Annotated in this window: 12 protein-coding genes and 2 tRNA genes; 3 read left to right on the top strand and 11 right to left on the bottom strand. The window is 73.6% G+C overall.

All coding sequences use genetic code 11. From position 1 onward, the window contains the following. The 8 genes from B1H29_RS19145 to B1H29_RS19110 form a co-directional block, all read right to left on the bottom strand. Complete coding sequence (locus tag B1H29_RS19145) at window positions 1-759, bottom strand: TetR/AcrR family transcriptional regulator (protein WP_055422039.1); 759 nt, start codon at window positions 757-759, stop codon at window positions 1-3. Window positions 760-879: 120 nt separating this feature from the next. After that, window positions 880-2,370, bottom strand: coding sequence for an MFS transporter (locus tag B1H29_RS19140; protein ID WP_055422040.1), 1,491 nt, complete (start codon window positions 2,368-2,370; stop codon window positions 880-882). A gap of 56 nt (window positions 2,371-2,426) precedes the next feature. Continuing rightward, window positions 2,427-4,625 carry a glycosyltransferase family 39 protein gene (locus tag B1H29_RS19135; protein ID WP_055422041.1) on the bottom strand — a complete coding sequence of 733 codons (2,199 nt, stop codon included), beginning with the start codon at window positions 4,623-4,625 and terminating at the stop codon, window positions 2,427-2,429. Then, window positions 4,622-5,995 (bottom strand): bifunctional glycosyltransferase family 2/GtrA family protein, encoded by a 1,374-nt coding sequence (locus B1H29_RS19130; RefSeq protein ID WP_055422042.1) that lies wholly within the window; start codon window positions 5,993-5,995, stop codon window positions 4,622-4,624. Before B1H29_RS19130 ends, B1H29_RS19135 begins: the two co-directional genes overlap by 4 nt. A gap of 14 nt (window positions 5,996-6,009) precedes the next feature. Continuing rightward, complete coding sequence (locus B1H29_RS19125) at window positions 6,010-7,560, bottom strand: sensor histidine kinase (RefSeq protein WP_055422043.1); 1,551 nt, start codon at window positions 7,558-7,560, stop codon at window positions 6,010-6,012. Further along, window positions 7,557-8,294 (bottom strand): response regulator transcription factor, encoded by a 738-nt coding sequence (locus B1H29_RS19120; protein WP_199832460.1) that lies wholly within the window; start codon window positions 8,292-8,294, stop codon window positions 7,557-7,559. The genes B1H29_RS19125 and B1H29_RS19120 overlap by 4 nt, the downstream gene beginning before the upstream one ends. Before the next feature lie 218 nt (window positions 8,295-8,512). Further along, window positions 8,513-9,427, bottom strand: coding sequence for an amidohydrolase family protein (locus B1H29_RS19115; RefSeq protein ID WP_055422045.1), 915 nt, complete (start codon window positions 9,425-9,427; stop codon window positions 8,513-8,515). A 79-nt stretch (window positions 9,428-9,506) separates the two neighbouring features. After that, window positions 9,507-10,388 carry a DUF2797 domain-containing protein gene (locus B1H29_RS19110; protein WP_079160312.1) on the bottom strand — a complete coding sequence of 294 codons (882 nt, stop codon included), beginning with the start codon at window positions 10,386-10,388 and terminating at the stop codon, window positions 9,507-9,509. Window positions 10,389-10,468: 80 nt separating this feature from the next. Here B1H29_RS19110 and B1H29_RS19105 point away from each other — a divergent pair, with 80 nt between their 5' ends. After that, window positions 10,469-10,828 carry a winged helix-turn-helix transcriptional regulator gene (locus tag B1H29_RS19105; protein WP_055422047.1) on the top strand — a complete coding sequence of 120 codons (360 nt, stop codon included), beginning with the start codon at window positions 10,469-10,471 and terminating at the stop codon, window positions 10,826-10,828. 120 nt (window positions 10,829-10,948) lie between these two features. Here B1H29_RS19105 and B1H29_RS19100 read toward each other — a convergent pair whose 3' ends face one another. The 3 genes from B1H29_RS19100 to B1H29_RS19090 all read right to left on the bottom strand — a co-directional run bounded on the left by B1H29_RS19100 (window position 10,949) and on the right by B1H29_RS19090 (window position 12,998). Further along, complete coding sequence (locus B1H29_RS19100; protein WP_055422048.1) at window positions 10,949-12,436, bottom strand: peptidoglycan D,D-transpeptidase FtsI family protein; 1,488 nt, start codon at window positions 12,434-12,436, stop codon at window positions 10,949-10,951. 161 nt (window positions 12,437-12,597) lie between these two features. Beyond that, a tRNA-Arg gene (locus B1H29_RS19095) sits at window positions 12,598-12,670 on the bottom strand. Between the two features lie 237 nt (window positions 12,671-12,907). Next, a tRNA-Ser gene (locus B1H29_RS19090) sits at window positions 12,908-12,998 on the bottom strand. Window positions 12,999-13,166: 168 nt separating this feature from the next. Between B1H29_RS19090 and B1H29_RS19085 the strand changes: the two genes are divergently transcribed. Further along, a complete protein-coding gene (locus B1H29_RS19085) occupies window positions 13,167-13,634 on the top strand; it encodes an SSI family serine proteinase inhibitor (protein ID WP_055422049.1) in 468 nt (155 codons plus the stop codon). A 403-nt stretch (window positions 13,635-14,037) separates the two neighbouring features. Beyond that, a complete protein-coding gene (locus tag B1H29_RS19080) occupies window positions 14,038-18,942 on the top strand; it encodes a PAS domain-containing protein (RefSeq protein WP_079160311.1) in 4,905 nt (1,634 codons plus the stop codon). The last annotated feature ends 16 nt before the right edge of the window (window positions 18,943-18,958 follow it).

Below are 18,958 nucleotides of genomic sequence, written 5' to 3'. Positions count from 1 at the left end.
TCACCCGCGCTCGACCATCGCCTCGATGCCCGCCACGAGCAGGTCCAGCGCGAACTCGAAATCCCGGTCCAGCATCTCCCCGACCGTGTCGCCGCCACGGGCCGACATGATCTCCCGGGACTCCCGGATCACGTCCGCCGTGTCCGGCGACTCGGCCACCGCGCTCATCGAGGCCTGGAAGTAGTCGTCCACGTTCAGGCCGCTGTCCGCCGCCCGGGCCAGGAAGTGGCCCTCGACGGTGCCGTAGCCGTAGACGAACTGGAAGACGGCGGAGATGGCCCCGGTCAGGCGGTGGGTGGGCAGACCGCTTCGGCGCATGACGCCCTGCACGTCCCGGGAGAAGGCCAGCGAGTGGGGCCCGATGTTGAGGTAGGCGCCGGTCAGCCGGGACAGCCAGGGATGGCGCACCAACAGCCTGCGGTTCTCCCGGGCCAGCGTGCGGAGCTGCCCGCGCCAGTCGTCGCCGGTGTCCGGGCCGGGGCGGCGCAGCTCGCCGTAGACGGCGTCCAGGGCGAGTTCGAGCAACTCGTCCTTGGTGTCGACGTACCAGTAGACGGACATCGCGGTGACGTCCAGCTCGGCGGCCAGGCGGCGCATGGAGAACCCGGCCAGGCCCTCGGCGTCCAGCAGCCGGACGGTGACCTCGGTGATCCGCTCCCGGTCCAGCCCGGACGGCTGCCCGCCGCGCCGTCCGCCGCGACGGTCCTCACCGGCCAGCCAGACACTGGCCCGCGGCCCCTGCCGCCCTGCCTTCGCCATGCGCACATTCTCCTCGCTCGTCACCCGCGGCCGGCCGGTCGCCCCGCACGGGGCGCGGGGAACCGCGCGCTCCACCGCGAACAGCCCGCGTCCGCGCGACGACGCGGTCCACCGGAGCTCCTAGGCGCTCCCCTTCTCCGCCCGCCGCAACAGGACCGACGCCACCACCCCACCGGCCAGCACAGCCACCGCCCCCACCAACTGGCTGCTCTCCAGCCCGGAGGAGAACGCGTCGATCACCCGCTCCCGCTCCGCCTCACCCTCCGCCGAGGCCAGCGCCGCCGGCAACGACGCCGCCGCCACCGGCACCAGCGCCGCGAACCGGGAGTTCAGCACCGCGCCCAGCACGGCCACGCCCAGCCCGTTGCCGAACTCCGCCAACGTACCGTTGATACCCGCGCCGACCCCCGCCTTGGCCGGCGGAATCGCGCTCATGATCGCGTGTGCCATGGCCGGGTTGCCGAGCGCGCAGCCCACGCCTATCAGCAGCAGACCCAGCAGCGTGCCGGCGTAGCCCTCGCCGGTGAGCGTGGCGATGGCCACCAGGCCCGCCGACATCAGCACCATGCTGAGCAGCACCGCCACCGGCGTGCCCAGCCTGGCCAGCCACTTAGCCGCCACCCCGGAGAAGTTCAGCACCACCACCGTCACGGCCAGCGGCGCGGTCGCCACTCCCGCCTCCAGCGGGCCGTACCCGAGCACGAACTGCAGGTGCTGGGTGAGCAGGAAGAGCGCGCCGCCCATACCGAAGGTGATCAGCGTGAGTCCGGCGACCGCGCCCGTGAACCGCTGGTTGCGGAAGAAGGCCAGGTCGAGCATGGGGTACGGGACACGGCTCTCCCAGTACGCGAAGAGCGCGAGCACACCGACCGCCACGGCCGCCGTGGCCGCCACCCGGCCGGACGTCCAGCCGTACTCGGGGCCGGAGATGATCGCGTAGACCAGCGCGGTCATGCCGATCGTGGAGAGCACGGCGCCGAGCAGGTCGGGGCGGTCGCCCTGGCGGTTCTTCGACTCCGGGACCAGGGTCACGACCGCGACCAGGCCGAGCGCCACGACCGGCAGATTGATCAGGAAGATCGCGCCCCACCAGAAGTGGTCCAGTACGAAACCGCCGATCAGCGGCCCGCAGGCGAAGCCCAGCGCGCTCACCGCGCTCCAGATGCCGATCGCCCTCGCGTGTTCCGCGGGCGCGAAGATCTGCATGACCACGGCGAGCGTGGTGGTCAGCAGCAGCGCGCCGCCGACGCCCATTCCGGCCCGCGCCGCGATCAACTGCCCGGTGCTCTCCGCGAGACCCGCCGCCAGCGAGCCCAGGCCGAACAGGGCGAGCCCCGCGGTCAGCATCTTCTTGCGGCCGTAGCGGTCGGCCGCGCTGCCCGCGGTGAGCAGCAGGCCGGACTGCACCAGCGAGTAGGCGTTGATCATCCACTGGATGTCCGAGGTGGACGCGCCCAGCTCGCCGGTGAGCGAGGGGATGGCCACGTTCAGGACGGTGTTGTCCAGCACCACGGTCAACTGGGCGAGGCTGATGACACCGAGGATGAGCCAGCGCTGCGGGTGGCCCTGGACCGCGGGCGCGGTTTCCCTCTCCGGGGAGGACGTCGTCATGCTGTACAGCGTATAAGGGCGCTTATACGCCGTACAGTAGAGCGGTGCCGGGGCGGTCAGCCCGTCGGCTGTGTGAGGTCGTAGAGGGTCGCCGAACCGGCCGTGACCTCCGTGAAGTTGGCCTCGACCCACGACGAGATCTGCGACGAGGTGCCGGACGCGCCCCCCATGCCGCCCGTGCCGCCGCCCGAGATGAAGTAGTGGATCTCTCCGTCCGCCACGTACTCCTTGAACTGGGCCAGGGTCGGCGACGGGTCGGTGCCGTTGAAGCCGCCGATCGCCATCACCGGGTCACCGGTACTGAGCTGGTGGCTCGCGGCGTTCTGGGAGCCGATCGCGGCGGCGACCCAGGTGTACCGGTCGGCGTCGGCCTCCAGCAGTTGCCTGGCCTCGGCGTCGACCTGGGCGCCGTTGAGCAGGCCGCCCATGCCGCCGCCCGGGCCCGTGCGACCGGCCTCGCCGGTCTGCCCGTTCGGGAGCGTCTGGCCGTTCTGGCCCGGTGTGCCTCCCGGGAAGCCGCCGGCGCCGGGCCCACCCTGGCCCTGGCCCTGCCCCCGAGGCTGGGTTTGGCCTTGGCCCTGACCCTGCCCGGGCGCGTTCCCGCCGCCGGGGAAGCCGCCGCCTGCGGGGCCACCGCCCCGGCCACCGCCGCCACCGCCCGGGCCGCCCATCATGCTCGCGCCGGACGGGCCTGCCGTGACGATGGAACCGCTGTGCCCCTCCCGCACGGTGCTCAGCGTGTACGCGGTGGGCGCGGCCAGCGACGCGACGACGCCCAGCCCCGCCACCGCGAGCGCGGTCCGGCGCCCCAGCCGCCCGGCGAAGACGAGGCCGAGCGCGGCGGCCAGGCCGCCGACGAGGACCAGCCACTTCAGCCACGGCAGGTAGTCGGGCATGCGGTTGAGCAGGACGTACCCCCAGGCCGCGGTCGCCGTGCCGGCCGCGGCGAGGGCGAGGGACGCCCGGATCCGCTCGCGCCGCTCCCACAGCGTCACCGTGCCCATCCCGACCACGGCCGCCAGGTAGGGCGCGAGGGCCACCGTGTAGTACTGGTGGAAGATGCCCGCCATGTAGCTGAATACGGCCATCGTCATCAGCAGGGAGCCGCCCCAGACCAGGAGCGACGCGCGAGCCGTGTCGGTACGGCCGCCGCGCCGCGTGGCGATCAGCCCCGCGACGAGCAGGACGAGGGCGGCCGGGAGCAGCCAGGAGATCTGTCCGCCGATCTCGGAGTTGAACATCCGGTCCCAGCCGGTCTCGCCCCATTGCCCGCCGCCACCGCCCATGCCGCCGCCACCGCCGCCGCCTCCGACGCTGCCGGTCTCCTCGCCGTTGAGGCGGCCGAGGCCGTTGTAGCCGAAGGTCAGCTCCAGGAAGCTGTTGTTCTGCGAGCCGCCGATGTACGGGCGCGACGACGCCGGCCACAGCTCCACGATCGCGACCCACCAGCCGCCGGAGACGACGATCGCGACGGTGGCCAGGGCGAGCTGCCCCAGCCGCTTCTTCAGCCGCACCGGCGCGCAGACGCCGTAGACGAGGGCGAGGGCGGGAAGGATCAGGAAGGCCTGGAGGGTCTTCGCCAGGAACGCGAAGCCGATCGCGACGCCGGCCCACACCAGCCACTTGGTGCGGCCGTCCTCGAGGGCGCGGACGACGAGGTAGCAGGCCGCGGACATCAGCAGCGCCAGCAGCGCGTCCGGGTTGTTGAAGCGGAACATCAGCGCCGCGACGGGTGTCAGCGCCAGCACCGCACCCGCGATCAGCCCGGCCGCCGGACCGAACCGGCGGCGCACCGCCGCGTACACGACGGCGACCGTCGCGACGCCCATCAGCACCTCGGGGACGAGGATCGACCAGGAGCTCAGCCCGAAGATCCGCACCGCCAGCGCCATCGGCCACAACGCGGCCGGGGGCTTGTCGACGGTGATGGCGCCCGCGGCGTCGAGCGAGCCGAAGAAGAAGGCCTTCCAGGACTCGCCGCCCGCCTGCGCGGCGGCCGAGTAGAAGGAGTTGGCGTAGCCGGAGGCGCTCAGGTCGCGGAGGTAGAGCAGGGCGGTGGCCGCCAGCAGGACGAGGAGGGCCGGGCGCGCCCAGCGGGGGTCCTCGGCGCGGCCCCGCCACAGCCCGCGCAGGCGGGACCGCCGTGACGGTCCCGGCGTGGGCGTCGTCGGTGTCGTCGTCGGCGGCGGCGGTCCCCCGTCCTCCGAAGGACGTGCGTCCTCGGCTTGCGTCGTCCGGTCGTAGTGCGTCGTCATCGTCGGTCCCTCGAGTCGGTGTCGGCGTGGGGCACCGGCTGCGGCCGCATCGTGGCGTCGCCGCCGGCGTGGTACGCCTGCGGGAGCCGAGGCCCGGGCGCGTCCACGGTGGGCGGCGCGTCCACGGTGGGCGGCGCGTCCGGGAAGACCCAGGCGCGGAAGAGCAGGAAGCGCAGCACGGTGGCCGCGAGGTTGGCGACGATCAGCACCGCCAGCTCGGTCGAGTGGTCGGGGTCGGCGCTCGCCGCGTCCAGGGCGGCGAGCGAGCCGCTGGTCAGGGCCAGACCGATACCGAAGACGACCAGCCCCTGCGCCTGGTGCCGCACGGCGCCGCCCCGGCCCCGCACCCCGAAGGTCATCCGCCGGTTGGCGGCGGTGTTGGCGACCGCCGAGACCAGCAGGGCGAGCGCGTTGGCGGGCTGCGCGCCGGCGAAGACGCGGAAGCCGCTGTAGAGCAGCAGGTAGAAGAGGGTGGACAGGGCCCCGACCACGCAGAAGCCGACGAGCTGCCGGGCCAGCCCCTGCGGCACGCCGGTCAGGTCCCGGTCGCGCGGGTCGTCACCGAAGGGCCGGGCCAGCCGGTCCAGCGGCAGCGAACCGGTGGTCAGGGCCTTGCCCACCCGCCACACGCCCTTGAGGTCGTCGGTCGCCGTCCGCACGATGTGCACGGTCGAGTCCGGGTCGTCGACCCAGTCGACCGGCACCTCGTGGATCCGGCACCCGGCGCGTTCGGCGAGCACCAGCATCTCGGTGTCGAAGAACCAGCCGGTGTCCTCCACCAGCGGCAGCAGCACCCGGGCCACGTCCCGGCGGATCGCCTTGAAACCGCACTGGGCGTCGGAGAAGCGGGCCTGGAGGGAGCCGCGCAGGACGAGGTTGTAGGAGCGGGAGATGAACTCCCGCTTGGCGCCGCGCACCACCCGTGAGCTGCGGGCGAGCCGGGAGCCGATCGCGAGGTCCGAGTGACCGGATATCAGCGGCGCCACCAGGGGCAGCAGGGCGTTCAGGTCGGTGGACAGGTCGACGTCCATGTAGGCCAGGACGGGGGCGTCGGAGGCCGACCAGACGGTGCTCAGTGCCCGGCCGCGTCCCTTCTGCTCCAGCCGGAAGGACGTGACCTCGGCGACCTCCGCCGCCAGCCGTGCGGCGATGTGCGGGGTGGCGTCCGTGGAGGCGTTGTCCGCGACCGTGATGCGGAAGGCGTACGGAAACGTCCGCGTGAGGTGCTCGTGCAGTCTCAGGACGCACGGCCTGAGGTCCTTCTCCTCGTTGTAGACGGGGATCACTACGTCCAGGACAGGCGTACCGGCTCCTGCGGCCGGGAGATGCTCCCGCGCCGGCAGGGAGCCGGGGGAAGAGTCGGTTCGCATGGGACCGACTCTTCTCAAGTCCCCTGTCGTGCCGGTGTGGTGAGACTGTGCTGTGCCTGTGAGTGCGGTGGCCCGCTCCCGCGCGCCGGGAACGCGGGCAGGTGCAGCGTGAAGACCGTGCGCCCCGGCACGCTGTCGACGGTCACGGCACCGCCGTGCGCGGTCGCCACCGCCTGCACGATGGCGAGTCCGAGCCCCGTCGAGCCGGTGGCGCGGGACCGCGCGGAGTCGCCGCGCGCGAACCGTTCGAAGACGTGCGGCAGCAACCCGGCCGGGACGCCCGGGCCGTTGTCCTCGACGTCCACGCACAGCCACGGCCCGCTGAACCGCACCCGCGCGGTGACGGTCGTACCGGGCGGGGTGTGGTTGCGGGCGTTGCCCAGCAGGTTGACCAGCACCTGCTGGAGCCGGGCGGCGTCCGCCGACACCACCGCCGGTTCCTCGGGCAGGTCGAGGCGCCAGTTGTGGTCGAGCCCGGCCGCGCGGGCGTCGCTGACGGTGTCCACGACGAGCGGCAGGAGATCGGTCTGCCCGAACTGCAACGGCCGCCCGGCGTCCAGGCGGGCGAGCAGCAGCAGGTCCTCGACCAGCAGCGTCATCCGCCCGGCCTCGGACTCGATACGGCCCAGCGCGTGCCGGGTGTCGGGGCCGACCCGCTCCCGGCCCCGGCGGGTGAGTTCGGCGTACCCGCGGATGGAGGCGAGCGGCGTGCGCAGCTCATGGCTGGCGTCCGCGACGAACTGCCGGACCCGCGTCTCGCTCGCCTGCCGTGCGTGCAGCGCCCCGTGCACGTGGTTCAGCATCCGGTTGAGCGCCGCACCGACCCGGCCGACCTCGGTGTGCGGGTCGCACTCGGACTCCGGGACCCGTTCGTCGAGGTTCACCTCGCCCGCGTGCAGGGGCAGTTCGGAGACGCGGGTGGCGGTGGCGGCGACCTTGCGCAGGGGGCGGGTGGCGACACCGACGATGACGGCCCCGGCGAGAAAGGCGGCGATGAGGCCGGCGGCGGTGACGCTGGCCTCGACGAGGATCAGGGTGTTGATGGTGCCGTCGACGTCGGAGGTGGGGAGGCCGGCGTAGTAGCCGTCGCGGTACTCGACGCGGTAGTCGCCGAGGCCGGGGATCTCGACGGTGTGCGCGTCGCCGTCCCGGGCGACGGTGGCGAGCGCGGTGCGCTGGGCCTCGTCGAGGGAGACCGGCGTCGTCCTGCTGGGGTCCGTGCTCTCGTCGTCCTTCTTGCCGTACTTGGCGTCGACGACGGCACCGCCCTCAGTCTCGGCGACGATCGTGTCGCGCGGCTGCGGACCGCCGTGCGTGACGAACTCGTCGAGGTCCATCCGCTGCGGGCTCCCGCCCCCGGGTCCCGGTCCACCCGGCGGCCCGAACCCGGACACCCGCTTCACGACTTCGTGCACCTGCCCGTCCAACTGTTCGTACAGGTGCGAGCGCAACGCCACCGTCGTCACCGTCCCGATCACCGCGCACACCACCGCGATCAGCGCCACCGACGCGACGACGAGCCGCGTCCGCAGGGTCCGCGGTCGCGGTCGTCGCCGTCCGCTCATGCCGCGGGCTTGATCAGGTAGCCGGCGCCGCGCCGGGTGTGGATCATCGGCTCACGGCCGGCGTCGATCTTCCGGCGCAGGTAGGAGATGTACAGCTCGACGACGTTGGCCTGCCCGCCGAAGTCGTACGACCACACGCGGTCCAGGATCTGCGGCTTGCTCAGCACGCGCCGCGGATTGCGCATCAGGAAGCGCAGCAGCTCGAACTCGGTCGCGGTGAGGTGGATGCCGTCGCCACCCCGGGTGACCTCGTGGCTGTCCTCGTCGAGGGTGAGGTCGCCGACGACGAGGACGGACTCGGAGCGCCGGTCGGCGGCGCCGGTGCGCCGGATCAGGCCGCGCAGCCGGGCGACGACCTCCTCCAGGCTGAACGGCTTGGTGACGTAGTCGTCCCCGCCGGCGGTCAGCCCGGCGATGCGGTCCTCGACCGCGTCCTTGGCGGTCAGGAACAGCACCGGCACGTCCGGCAGGTCCCGGCGCAGCCGCCCCAGCACGCTCAGCCCGTCCATGTCGGGCAGCATCATGTCCAGCACGACGGCGTCGGGCCGGAACTCGCGCGCGGCCTGGAGGGCGCCGTGCCCGTCCCCGGCACTGCGGATCTGCCAGCCCTCGTAGCGCAGGGCCATGGACAGCAGCTCCGTGATGGACAGCTCGTCGTCCACTACGAGCACCCGGACGGGGCTCCCGTCCGGCCTCAGCAGTTCGGTGCGCCCCTGGGGCGAGGTCGTGGTCATAACGGACACGATGTCGGGGCGCTCTGAGAGCACCCTTTCCCCAAGCTGTGATTTCTCTGAGAAACCCACAGGGGCCTCTCAGGGACCACCCGTCAGGGACCACCCGTCAGGGACCACCCGTCACGTCTTCGCCGCCGAGCCCTGAGCCCGTCCACGCCCAGTCGGGCACCGGTCCGCAGCCGCGGCCGGTGCCTCTCAGTACCCCGGCCGGTGCTCTCTCAGTGCCCCGACCGGTGCTCCGGCCGGTGCTCCGGCAGCCCGAAGAGCCGGGCCGCGTTGTCGTGGCACACGCCTCGCAGCCACGCGTCCCCCAGTTCCAGCCGCTCCAGCGCGCGTAGCTGATGCAGGTAGGGATACGGGATGTTGGGGAAGTCCGATCCGAGCAGGATGCGGTCGCCGAGGCCGGCCAGCCGGGGCAGGGCCCGCCGGGGGAAGGGGGCGAGACGCTCGCTGAAGTCGGTGAACGCCATCGTCGTGTCCAGCCGGACCCCGCCGTACCGGTCGGCGAGGTCGAGGAAGTCCTCGTACTCGGGCATCCCGAGGTGCGCGACGACCAGCCGCAGCCGGGGGTGCCGCGCCAGCACCCGCGCGATCGGCTCGGGTCCGGTGTGCTTGCCGGGCGCGGGTCCGGACCCGCAGTGGATGACGACCGGTACCCCCGCCTCGGCGAGCACACCCCACGCCGCGTCGAGCAGTTCGTCGGCCGGGTCGTAGGCCCCCACCTGCACATGCGCCTTGAAGACCCGCGCCCCCGCCTCGACCGCCTCGCGGACGTACGTCCCGACGTCCGGCTCCGGGAAGAGGGTGGAAGTGTGCAGGCAGTCGGGGGTCCGGCGGGCGAAGTCCACCGCCCAGCCGTTCAGCCACCTCGCCATGCCCGGCTTGTGCGGGTACAGCATGGCCGTGAAGGCGCGCACCCCGAACTCCCGCAGCAGTGCCGCGCGTTCGCCCTCCGCCCGCCGATAGGTGATCGGCCACTCCACTCCACCGGTCAGCGGGCCGAGGGCATCGAAGTAGCCCCAGACCTTGCGCAGCACCCGCTCGGGCATGAAGTGCGTGTGCACGTCGACCAGTCCGGGCAGCCCGAGGCCCTCCCAGAACCGGCGGACCTGCCCGGCCTCGTGATCACTCATGCGGCCACGATCGCGCCCGACGCGCCCGTGTACAAGAGGGCGGGGGCCGGGGGGCCGGGGGCCGGGACCAGAGGTGAGGTCAGAACAGCCCGTCCTGTACTCCGGCCGCTCGTTTGAGTTCGCGCACGGGCACGGCGCACGGCTCGCCCCCGGCGGACACCAGCTCCCACCCCGTCATCAGCCGCGTGTCCAGCACGACGACCCCGCGCTCCGTCGCCAGGTGCAGATCCGGCCCGGCCGCCGCCACCAGCTCCCCACCGATCGCCCCGCCCGCCACCAGCTCGGCGACCTCCCCCACGGCGGCCGGCCCACGGCCCGCCCCCTCGATCCCGAAGACGCCCGCGTGGTCCACGCCCCGGAACGGCTCCGGCGTCAGCGACTCCGGCCAGCCGCCGAGCGCCGCCGCCCGCGCGTGCAACTCCGCGATCTCGGCCGTCCGCTCCGCCTCCGACGCCGGCAACCCGGCCCGCACCGCGCGCTTGTGGGCGTACGGGATCCGGTCGGGCACGCCCAGCGCGGCCCGCAGCAGTTCCTCGGTCCGGCGTGCGGCCATCAGGGGCCCGCAGCCCAGCCAACTGAAGCAGACGGCTCCCTGCTCCAGCAGCCGGGCGGCTCCCCGCTCGTGTGCGGTGATCCCCACCTTGACGAGCCCGGGCCCGAACCACGCCAGATAGACGCGGTACGGCCGCGGATCGTCCGCGATCGTGTCGGCGGCCACGGAGTGCGCCCGGTCCAGCCGCGCGCACTCCTCGCACCGCGCCCCCGCACTCCGTCCCGTCACACCGGCCCGGGCCGGGCACGCGTGCCCCCGCGCTCCCACGCAAATCCGCACACCCCCCTCGGCGACCCCGAAGGCCACCCGCTTCCCCCTGGCCAGCGCACTGCGCCGGCCCCCGACCCATGTCAGCACGGGACCGTCCGCCGCCCACCGCAGCCCCGAGCACTTCCACACCTGTGCCATCGCTCCCGAGAGTAGAGGGCACCACTGACAACGCCGGGGCGTGCACTAACTCTGAGTCAGTGCACGCCCCGGCGTACCGTATGCGTATGAAGGTGAGCGAGTCGATGTGCCCGGAACGCCTGGTCATGAAACACGTCACCAGCCGCTGGGGCACCCTGGCCCTGATCGCGCTGCTGGACCGTTCGTACCGCTTCAGCGAACTGCGCCGCCAGATCGGCGCGGTCAGCGAGAAGATGCTGGCCCAGACCCTGCGGACGCTGGAGCGCGACGGCCTGGTCCGGCGGGAGGCCAAGCCCGTGATCCCGCCCCGCGTGGACTACTCCCTCACGGACCTGGGCCGGGAGGCCGCCGAACAGGTCCGCGGCCTCGCCCGGTGGACGGAGCGGCGGATGGCGGCGGTCGAGCAGGCCCGCGAGGCGTACGACGCGGCGCGGACCTGACGATCCCGGCCCGCCGCCGCCCGCCCCGCTACTCCGTGCCCGGCCCCGACCCCGCCCCCGCCCCCGTCGGCGTCGGCGTCGGCGTCGGCGTCGGCGTCGGCGTCGGCGTCGGCGTCGGCGTCACTGCTTCAGCACCGCCTCCATGACGCTCTTGGCGATGGGCGCGCCGAGACCGCCACCGGAGATGTCCTCGCGGGAGATGTCCATGTCGGTCGGGTCGATGAAGACGGCCACGGCGACGGAGGACCCGTCCGTCTTCTTGCCGTAGGAGACGAACCAGCCGTAGGGCACCTTGTCGTTCACGTCGACACCGCGCTGCGCGGTACCGGTCTTGCCGCCGACGGTGATGCCTTCGATCTGGGCGCGGCGGGCGCTGCCCTCCTTGGCGGTGAACTCCATCATCTGCTGGACCTTCTGCGCGGTCTCGGCGGAGACCGCCTCGCTCATCACCGCGGGCTCGGTCTTCTCCAGGGTGCCCAGGTCCGGTCCCTTGACCTCGTCGACGATGTAGGGCTGCATCACCTTGCCGTCGTTGGCCAGCCCGGCGGTGACCATGGCCATCTGCATCGGCGTACTGGTGAGGCTGCCCTGGCCCATGCCGGTGAGCGCGGTGCCGGGCAGGTCGAGGTTCTCGGGGTAGAGGCTCTTGGTGGCGAGCAGGTCGCCGAAGTCGTCGGAGTAGACGTTCTCGTTGAACCCGAACTTCTCGGCCGTCTCCCGCATCTTGTCCTGCCCCAGCTCGGCCGCGGCGTCCAGGAAGACGTTGTTGCACGAGTACTGCATCGCGACCTTCATCGAGGCCTTGTCGCAGACCCCGTCGCCGGCCTCACTGCCGATCTTGTTCGTGGACTGCGGCAGGGGGTACGGGGAGACGGCGTCCGTGCGGGCGTCGATGTCGGTGACGGCACCGTGCTCCAGCGCGGCGGCCGCGGTGAGGATCTTGAAGGTGGATCCCGGCGGGTAGGTCTCCCGCAGCGCGCGGTTGGCCAGCGGCTTGCGCTTGTCCTTGTCGAGCGCCACGAAGCGGTCGGACTCCTTGAAGGTGCCGCCCGCGAACGTCGACGGGTCGTAGGACGGCGCCGACACCAGGGCCAGCACCTTCCCGGTCGCCGGGTCCAGCGCGACCACCGCGCCCCGCGCGCCCTTCAGATCGGTCAGCCCCTTCCAGGCGGCCTTCTGCGCCTTCGGGTCGATGGTGGTGACCACGGCCCCGGCCCGCCGGCCCTCGCCGCTGACGACGTCGGCGAACCGCTGGAACGCCAGCCGGTCGTCCTTGCCGGTCAGGATGCCGTCGTAGGTCTTCTCCAGCAGCGTCATGCCCTGGGCCTGCGACGCGTAGCCCGTCACCGGCGCGTACATCGGCCCGTCGGCGTAGGTGCGCTTGAACTTGAGGTCGGTGCCCTCCGTCTCGGCGGACCCGGTGACGGCCCGGCCGCCGACGATGATGTCTCCGCGCGGGGTGGCGAACTGCTCGATCTGCACCCGCCGGTTCTTCGTGTCGGAGGCGAGCTCCGGCGCCCGGACGTACTGCAGCCAGTTCGCGCGGATCAGCAGGCCGAGCACCAGCAGCCCGCAGAAGATCGCCACAGCCCTCAGCGGCTTGTTCACCGGCGTCCTCCGTCGAGGCTCGGCCGGATGGATATCCGGATGGATATGAAGACGCGTCCTCGCAACATGGCCACACCCTAGACACAGTTGCGAACGGCGATCACCCCGACGGTGGAACGCCAGAGGCCCCGTCGATCATCTCGACGGGGCCTCTGCTGCTGTGCACTCGGCAGGATTCGAACCTGCAACCTTCTGATCCGTAGTCAGATGCTCTATCCGTTAAGCTACGAGTGCTTGTCTTCTTCAGTTTTACCGCCGCTCCCGGTCCTTTCGGCCCGCTCGCGGCGACAGGAAGAACATTACATGACTGCCGCCGTCATGTGAAATCCATTGGCCACACCCCTTGTGACCTGCGGAAACGAGCTATGGAGCTCGTAGAGACCCCGAGAGGCCCGAGGCCCGGAGAGGCCAGGAGAGACCCGGACAGCATCGAAGCCCCGGCCCATTGGGCCGGGGCTTCGATGATCCGTGCGGAGGCGGAGGGATTTGAACCCTCGATGGGCTTTAAAACCCAAACCGCATTAGCAGTGCGGCGCCATAGACCGGACTAGGCGACGCCTCCAGACAACATCACCTCTCGCGTGTGAGCGCGAGTGGCGCGTGCCGATGATGACACAGTTGAGCGCGCTGTCACCAATCGACCCCTACGGTACTAGGCGGGCAGGCCACAGGGCAAAGCCCTTACGGCCCGGTCGCGCAACGTCCGGCAGGCCGGCGCGTTAGTCAGGTCATGTTCCAGGTCACCCGCCTCCCCGCCGCCCGCCTCCTCGGCGCCGCCGCCCTGTCCCTCGCCTCCCTCGCCTCCCTGTCCGCCGCGCACCCGGCCGCGGCCGCCGGTACCGGGGCACCGGGCGCCGATCACCTGACGGTCACCGTCCGGGACGCCGGCCCGGAGGCGGACGGCACGTACGAGCTGTACTGCCACCCCCACGGCGGCAGCCACCCCGACCCGGCCGGCGCCTGTGCCGTCGTCGAGCGCGACACGCGGTGGGGGCAGGACGCCTTCGCCCCCGTCCCGGAGGGCAGCGTCTGCACCATGCAGTACGGCGGTCCCGCCACCGCGCATGTCACGGGCACCTGGGCCGGGCGCCCCGTCGACGTGACGTACGACCGCGGCGACGGTTGCGAGATCTCCCGCTGGGACCGCATGGTGCCGCTGCTGCCCGACGTGGGGCCGCGGGCGCCGGGACGGTCGTAGGTCGCAGACGGTCCGGTGCGGCGCCCGGGGGGCCCACCCGGCGGCGAGCGGGCCACGCGTCGGCGACACCCCCGGGCGCCTCGTCCGACGGCCCAGGGACGTACGTCCGACGGCCCACGGACGTACGTCCGACGCGTACGTCCGACGGCCCACGGGAGATGCGTCCGGCGGAGCCTGGGCGTTGCGTCCGACGGCGACCGGAGGTCGGTCCGGCACGGGTCCGGGAAGGCGGTGCGCGGGCACCCGGTCACACGTTCTACGTCACTTCCTCGTGCGACCTCCGTCCCATCCCGCGCCGCCCGCCGGGCCCCAACCCTTAGACTCCCTCGCGTGACACGCTGCGGGCCGATTGGCAAGATGGCCCAGGCGGTCGGCAAGTGCGGTAACAGGAGGGAAGCGTCTCGTGAGCAGCAGGCCATCCCGAGGCGCTGCTCGCCTCGCAGCCATACTGGACGCGCTGCCGGACGCGTTGGTACTGGTCAACGCCAACGGCACCGTGGTCAACGCCAACACCATCGCGCTGGAGGCCTTCGAGACTCCGGGCACCGCGCTGGTCGGGCGCGGACTGCTCGATCTGCTGCCGCAGTTCGACTCGCGGCTCATCCCCGGCTCCATGCGGCGGCCCGACCACATCGACCCGCGGGCGCGCACCAAGCCGACGCGGATGGTCGCCCGGCGCACCGACGGGACCGAGTTCCCGGTCGAGGTCACCAGCGCCAACCTGGAGACCGGCCAGCAGGCCTACGACAACTACGGCTACACCGGCGACGAACTGCTGATGCTCGTCGTCCGCGACCTCTCCGGCACCGTCGACACCGAGGCCGAGCTGGCGCGTTCGCAGCGGCAGACCGAGATGATCCTGCGGGCCGCGTCCGAGGGCGTCGTCGGCACCGACACCGACGGGCGGATCGTCCTCGTCAACCCGGCGGCCGCCCAGATACTGGGTTACCGGGCCAGTGACCTCGGCGGCCGCGAGCTGCACACCCTCATCCTGCACTCGCGGGCCGACGGCTCGCCCTTCCCCTACGACGAGTCCCCGCTCGCCGACACCCTGCGCTCGGGCCGCAAGCACCGGGTGCGCGGGCAGGTGGTCTTCGCCAAGAGCGGCGACCAGCTACCGGTCGACCTGACGACCGCCCCCGTGCGCGACGGCGACCAGCTCGTCGGCGCCGTGATGACCTTCACCGACCGGCGCCCCTACGACGCGCTGGTCAAGGAGCACGAGGAGGCGGAGCAGCGGCACGCCGAGGAGCTGGAGCGGCTCGCCGAGGAGCACGCCTCCGAGCTGACCGCGCTGCGTCAGCAGCACGTGGCCGAGCTGGAGGAACTGCGGGAGCAGCACGCGGAGGAGATCGCCGCGGACGCCGACCGCTACGCCGCGCTCGGTGAGCGGGAGAAGGACCGCTACGAGGCGATCGCCGCCCGGCACGAGCAACTGCTCACCCTCCTCGGGGGTTCCCTGCGCGGGCCCCTGGACGAACTGCGGCAGGAGCTCGCCGCGCTGGCCGCGGACGACGCCGGGCAGCTGTGGCCCGAGGCCAATCAGGTGCTGCACCACCTGTCGGCCGGTTACTCGCGCATCACCACCCTCATCGACAACGTCCTCGGCTACCAGCGCCTCGACGTCGGCAACGAGAACGTCTCCCGCACCAAGGTGATGCTCGACGCCGTCGTCGCCGCCGGTGTCGACGGGGCCGTGGAACTGATCGGTCCGGGACGCGTGCAGTTCGCCGTGCACGCGCCGCCCATCGAGGCCGAGGTCGACGCCCGGCTGCTGGCGACCGCGCTCGCGCATCTCGTCGCGGACGTGGCGGGCGTCGACGCCACCGGCAACTCGCCCGTGTCGGCGACGGGCGGCTACCTGGACAACACCGTCGTGGTCGCGGCGGCACAGCGCGGCGAGGTCGTACGCATCGAGGTGCGCGGTCCGTACACCGGGGGAGACCCGGTGCACGAGCCGATCGTGCGGGGGATCGTGCGGGCGCACGGTGGCGTGCTGCAGACGCACGAGGTGCCCGGCATGAGCGGCAGCGCGTACGTGCTGGAGGTGCCGATCGGTGGTGGGGCGGGGGCCGTTGAGGCCCAGGCTCCGGATCCGGCACAGGCACAGGCACAGGCGCAGACCCAGTCCGCCGGGTCCGAGGGTGCGGCGGGTGCGGGCAGTGCCCTGGCCGTCCAGGAGCCGGCCCCCGGTGGCGGGCGGCGGCGTGCTCGGCGGGCGTCCGTCGACGCGTTCCTGGAGAGCGAGGTCGCGGGCGCGGTGGGCGAGAGCGCCGACGGTCCCGCCGCCGGGGCCGAAGCCGGCAGTGCCGCCCCGACCGGGCGACGCAGGCGGCGTGCGGCCCAGGCCCAGGAGCATCAGGGGGGCCAGGGCCGGGGACCGCAGGAGCAGGTCCAGGCGTCCGCCCCGCTCCCGGTTCCCGCGCAGGCGTCGCCGGGCGAGGGGTCCGGCGGTACCGGGCGCCGACGCGGGCGCCCCGCGGAGGCCGCCGGTGCCGCGGTCGAGGGCCTGCCCCCGGGGCTGCTCGCCGGAGTGTCCGAGGGTGCCGTCGTCATGGCCGGCGAGCACGGCGGAGGGGCCGCGGCCTCCAACACCGGGCTCGGCGGGACCGTACCGCCGCAGGGTGTGCCCGCCCCCAGCGGCCGACGCGCCCGGCGCGACGGTGGTGAGCAGCAGGCGCTGCCTCCGGCCCTGCCCGCGCAGGCCGGCGAGTCGGACCCGGACGACGGGTCCGAGCCGACCGGGCGCCGGCGCCGCGCCCTGGCCTCCGCGAACGAGCGCGCCGCCGCACAGGAGTCGGCCCCGCGCCAGGTCTTCGCGCTGCCGCCCGCCGACGCGGACCGGCCGTCCGACGGATCGGCGGAGCCGCACGGGACGCCGACACCTCAGCCACTTGGGCCGCCACAGCCGCACGGGACGCCGCAGTCACAGGGTGTGCCCCAGTCGCACGAGATGCCGCAGGCTCACGGCATGCCCCAGTCCCATGGGACACCGCAGCCGCAAGGCAGCGCGCCCCAGCCCCACGGCACGCCGCAACCTCACGGCAACAGGCCCCAGCCCCACGGCGCGCCCCAGCCGCACGGCAACCCGCCCCAGCCCCACGGCGCGCCCCAGCCGCACGGCAACCCGCCCCAGCCCCACAACACGCCCCAGCCGCACGACACGCCGCAACCTCACGGCAACAGGCCCCGGCCCCACGGCGCGCCCGGCACCGAAGCGCCCGTGACGGCGCCCACCGGGCAGGTCCAGGTGCCCGGCCCGGCCGCTTCCGGGGACGCCCTGCTCGACGACGGCCGGCACGACGCCGTACCGCACGACCAGGCCGAGGACCACACCCCGCCGCAGCCGCACCCGGCCGAGGCGCCCACGGGACGGCGCCGCCGGGCCGGTGCCGCCGCCCGGCAGGCCGACGAAGCGGTACCGGGACCTGCGCAGGGCGCACCGGCGCAAAACGATCCGCCACAGGGCGGTGCGACACAGGGCGGCCCAGCGCAGGCCGGTCCAGCGCAGGCCGGTCCAGCGCAGGCCGGTCCAGCGCAGGCCGGACTAGTGCAGGCCGGACTAGTGCAGGCCGGACCGACGCAGGGGGCGCCCGTGCAGGGGGCGCCCGTGCAGGGGGCGCCCGTGCAGGGAGCCCCCGTCCCTCCTCCGCAGGACACCGCCGCGCGGAACATGGCCACGCAGAACACCGCAGGTCAGGGCGTGCCCGCGCAGGCCGCACCGGCGTCCGAGCCCGCGACCGCGCCTGCCGCCGGCCCCGAGGCGCCCCAGCCCGGCGGGTCCGCCACCGACGCCGCGCAGCCCGCTGCGGCCGGTCAGCCCGCCCCGCAGCCGTGGCCCGCCGCCGCGGACGCCACGGGCGCCGGCGTCCCGGTACCGCCGGGCGGCGTCACCGGCCCCGCCCCGGCGAACGCCCCCGGCGACACCGGACCCGCCCCTGCCACGCCCCCGGCCCCGACGCCCCCGCAGGGCGTCCCCGCCACCACACCGAGCCAGGGCACCCCACTGCCGCCCGAGAACGTGCCCGCCCCGCGCGCGGCGCAGCCGCTGCCCGCCGAGGCGTCCGCGCCCGCCGACCCGAACTCGACGCAGGGACGGGCGATCAGCGTGCGGACGCTGGGCCAGGGTGTCCCGTTCAACCGGCAGGCGGTCCAGGTGCAGCAGCCGTCGGCCACGCCCGCCCCGCATCAGCCGGGCGGTTCGGGCCGGCGCCGCAAGCTGGGTACACCGCCCGACCCGGCCGCCACCCGGGCGGACCAGTCGGCCCGCCCGCATCCGCCGGCCGAGCAGCCGCCCACCGCCGCCGCGCAGCCGAAGCCCCAGGCCCAGCCCCAAGCCCAGCCGCAGGGCCAGGGCCAGCCGCAGGGCCAGGGCCAGCCGCAGGGCCAGGCCCAGGAGCAGCCGTCGTTGGGCGGCGGTCAGTCCCGGCGCGCGCCGGTCACCGAGGGCGCCGGGCGGTCGTACGCCATAGGGGCGCCGGACAAGAACGCCGCCGAAGGACCCGAGCCGCTGGACGGGCCCGGCGGGGCCGTGGAGGTGGCCGATCCGCCGCGCCCGCAGCCGATGGACGACGAACTGCCCCCGGAGCCGCTGGACAACCCGCGCCGGCTGCTGGTGTGGCCCGCGCCGGACGTCTCCACCCAGCAGGCGCTCAGCGACCGCGGCTACCGGCCGGTGATCGTGCACTCGCGCGAGGAGGTCGACGCACAGATCGCGGCGTTCCCCGCCGCGCTGTTCGTGGACCCGCTGACCGGGCCGATCACCCGTACGGCGCTCCAGTCGCTGCGGCAGGCCGCGGTCGCCGCGGAGGTGCCGGTGCTGGTCACGGCCGGGCTCGGACAGGCCTCGCGCGATGCCGCCTACGGTGCCGATCCCGCCGTGCTGCTGAAGGCGCTCGCGCCCCGGGACAGCGAGCAGCACCCGCCGCGCGTACTGCTGATCGAGGAGCACGCGGAGATCGCGCTGGCGCTCACCGCGACGCTGGAGCGGCGCGGGATGCAGGTGGCGCGGGCGGCGAGCGACGCGGACGCGGTGGCGCTGGCCGGGCAGTTCCGGCCGAACCTGGTCGTGATGGACCTGATGCAGGTGCGGCGGGGGCAGGCCGGGTACGCCGGGATCATCGACTGGCTGCGCGCGAACGGGCAGCTCAACCGCACCCCGCTCGTCGTCTACACCGCCGCCGTCGACCAGGCCGACCTGCCTCGGCTGGCCTCGGGCGAGACGGTGCTGTTCCTGGCGGAGCGTTCCACGAGCGGCGAGGTGCAGTCCCGGATCGTCGAACTGCTCTCCCGGATCGGAACCAACTGACGCTCCGGCGCTCCCG

Origin of the sequence: Streptomyces pactum (assembly GCF_002005225.1) — a bacterium.
In the GTDB taxonomy this organism is placed as follows: Bacteria; Actinomycetota; Actinomycetes; order Streptomycetales; family Streptomycetaceae; genus Streptomyces; species Streptomyces pactum_A.
This window is presented reverse-complemented; position numbering and strand designations above follow the sequence as displayed.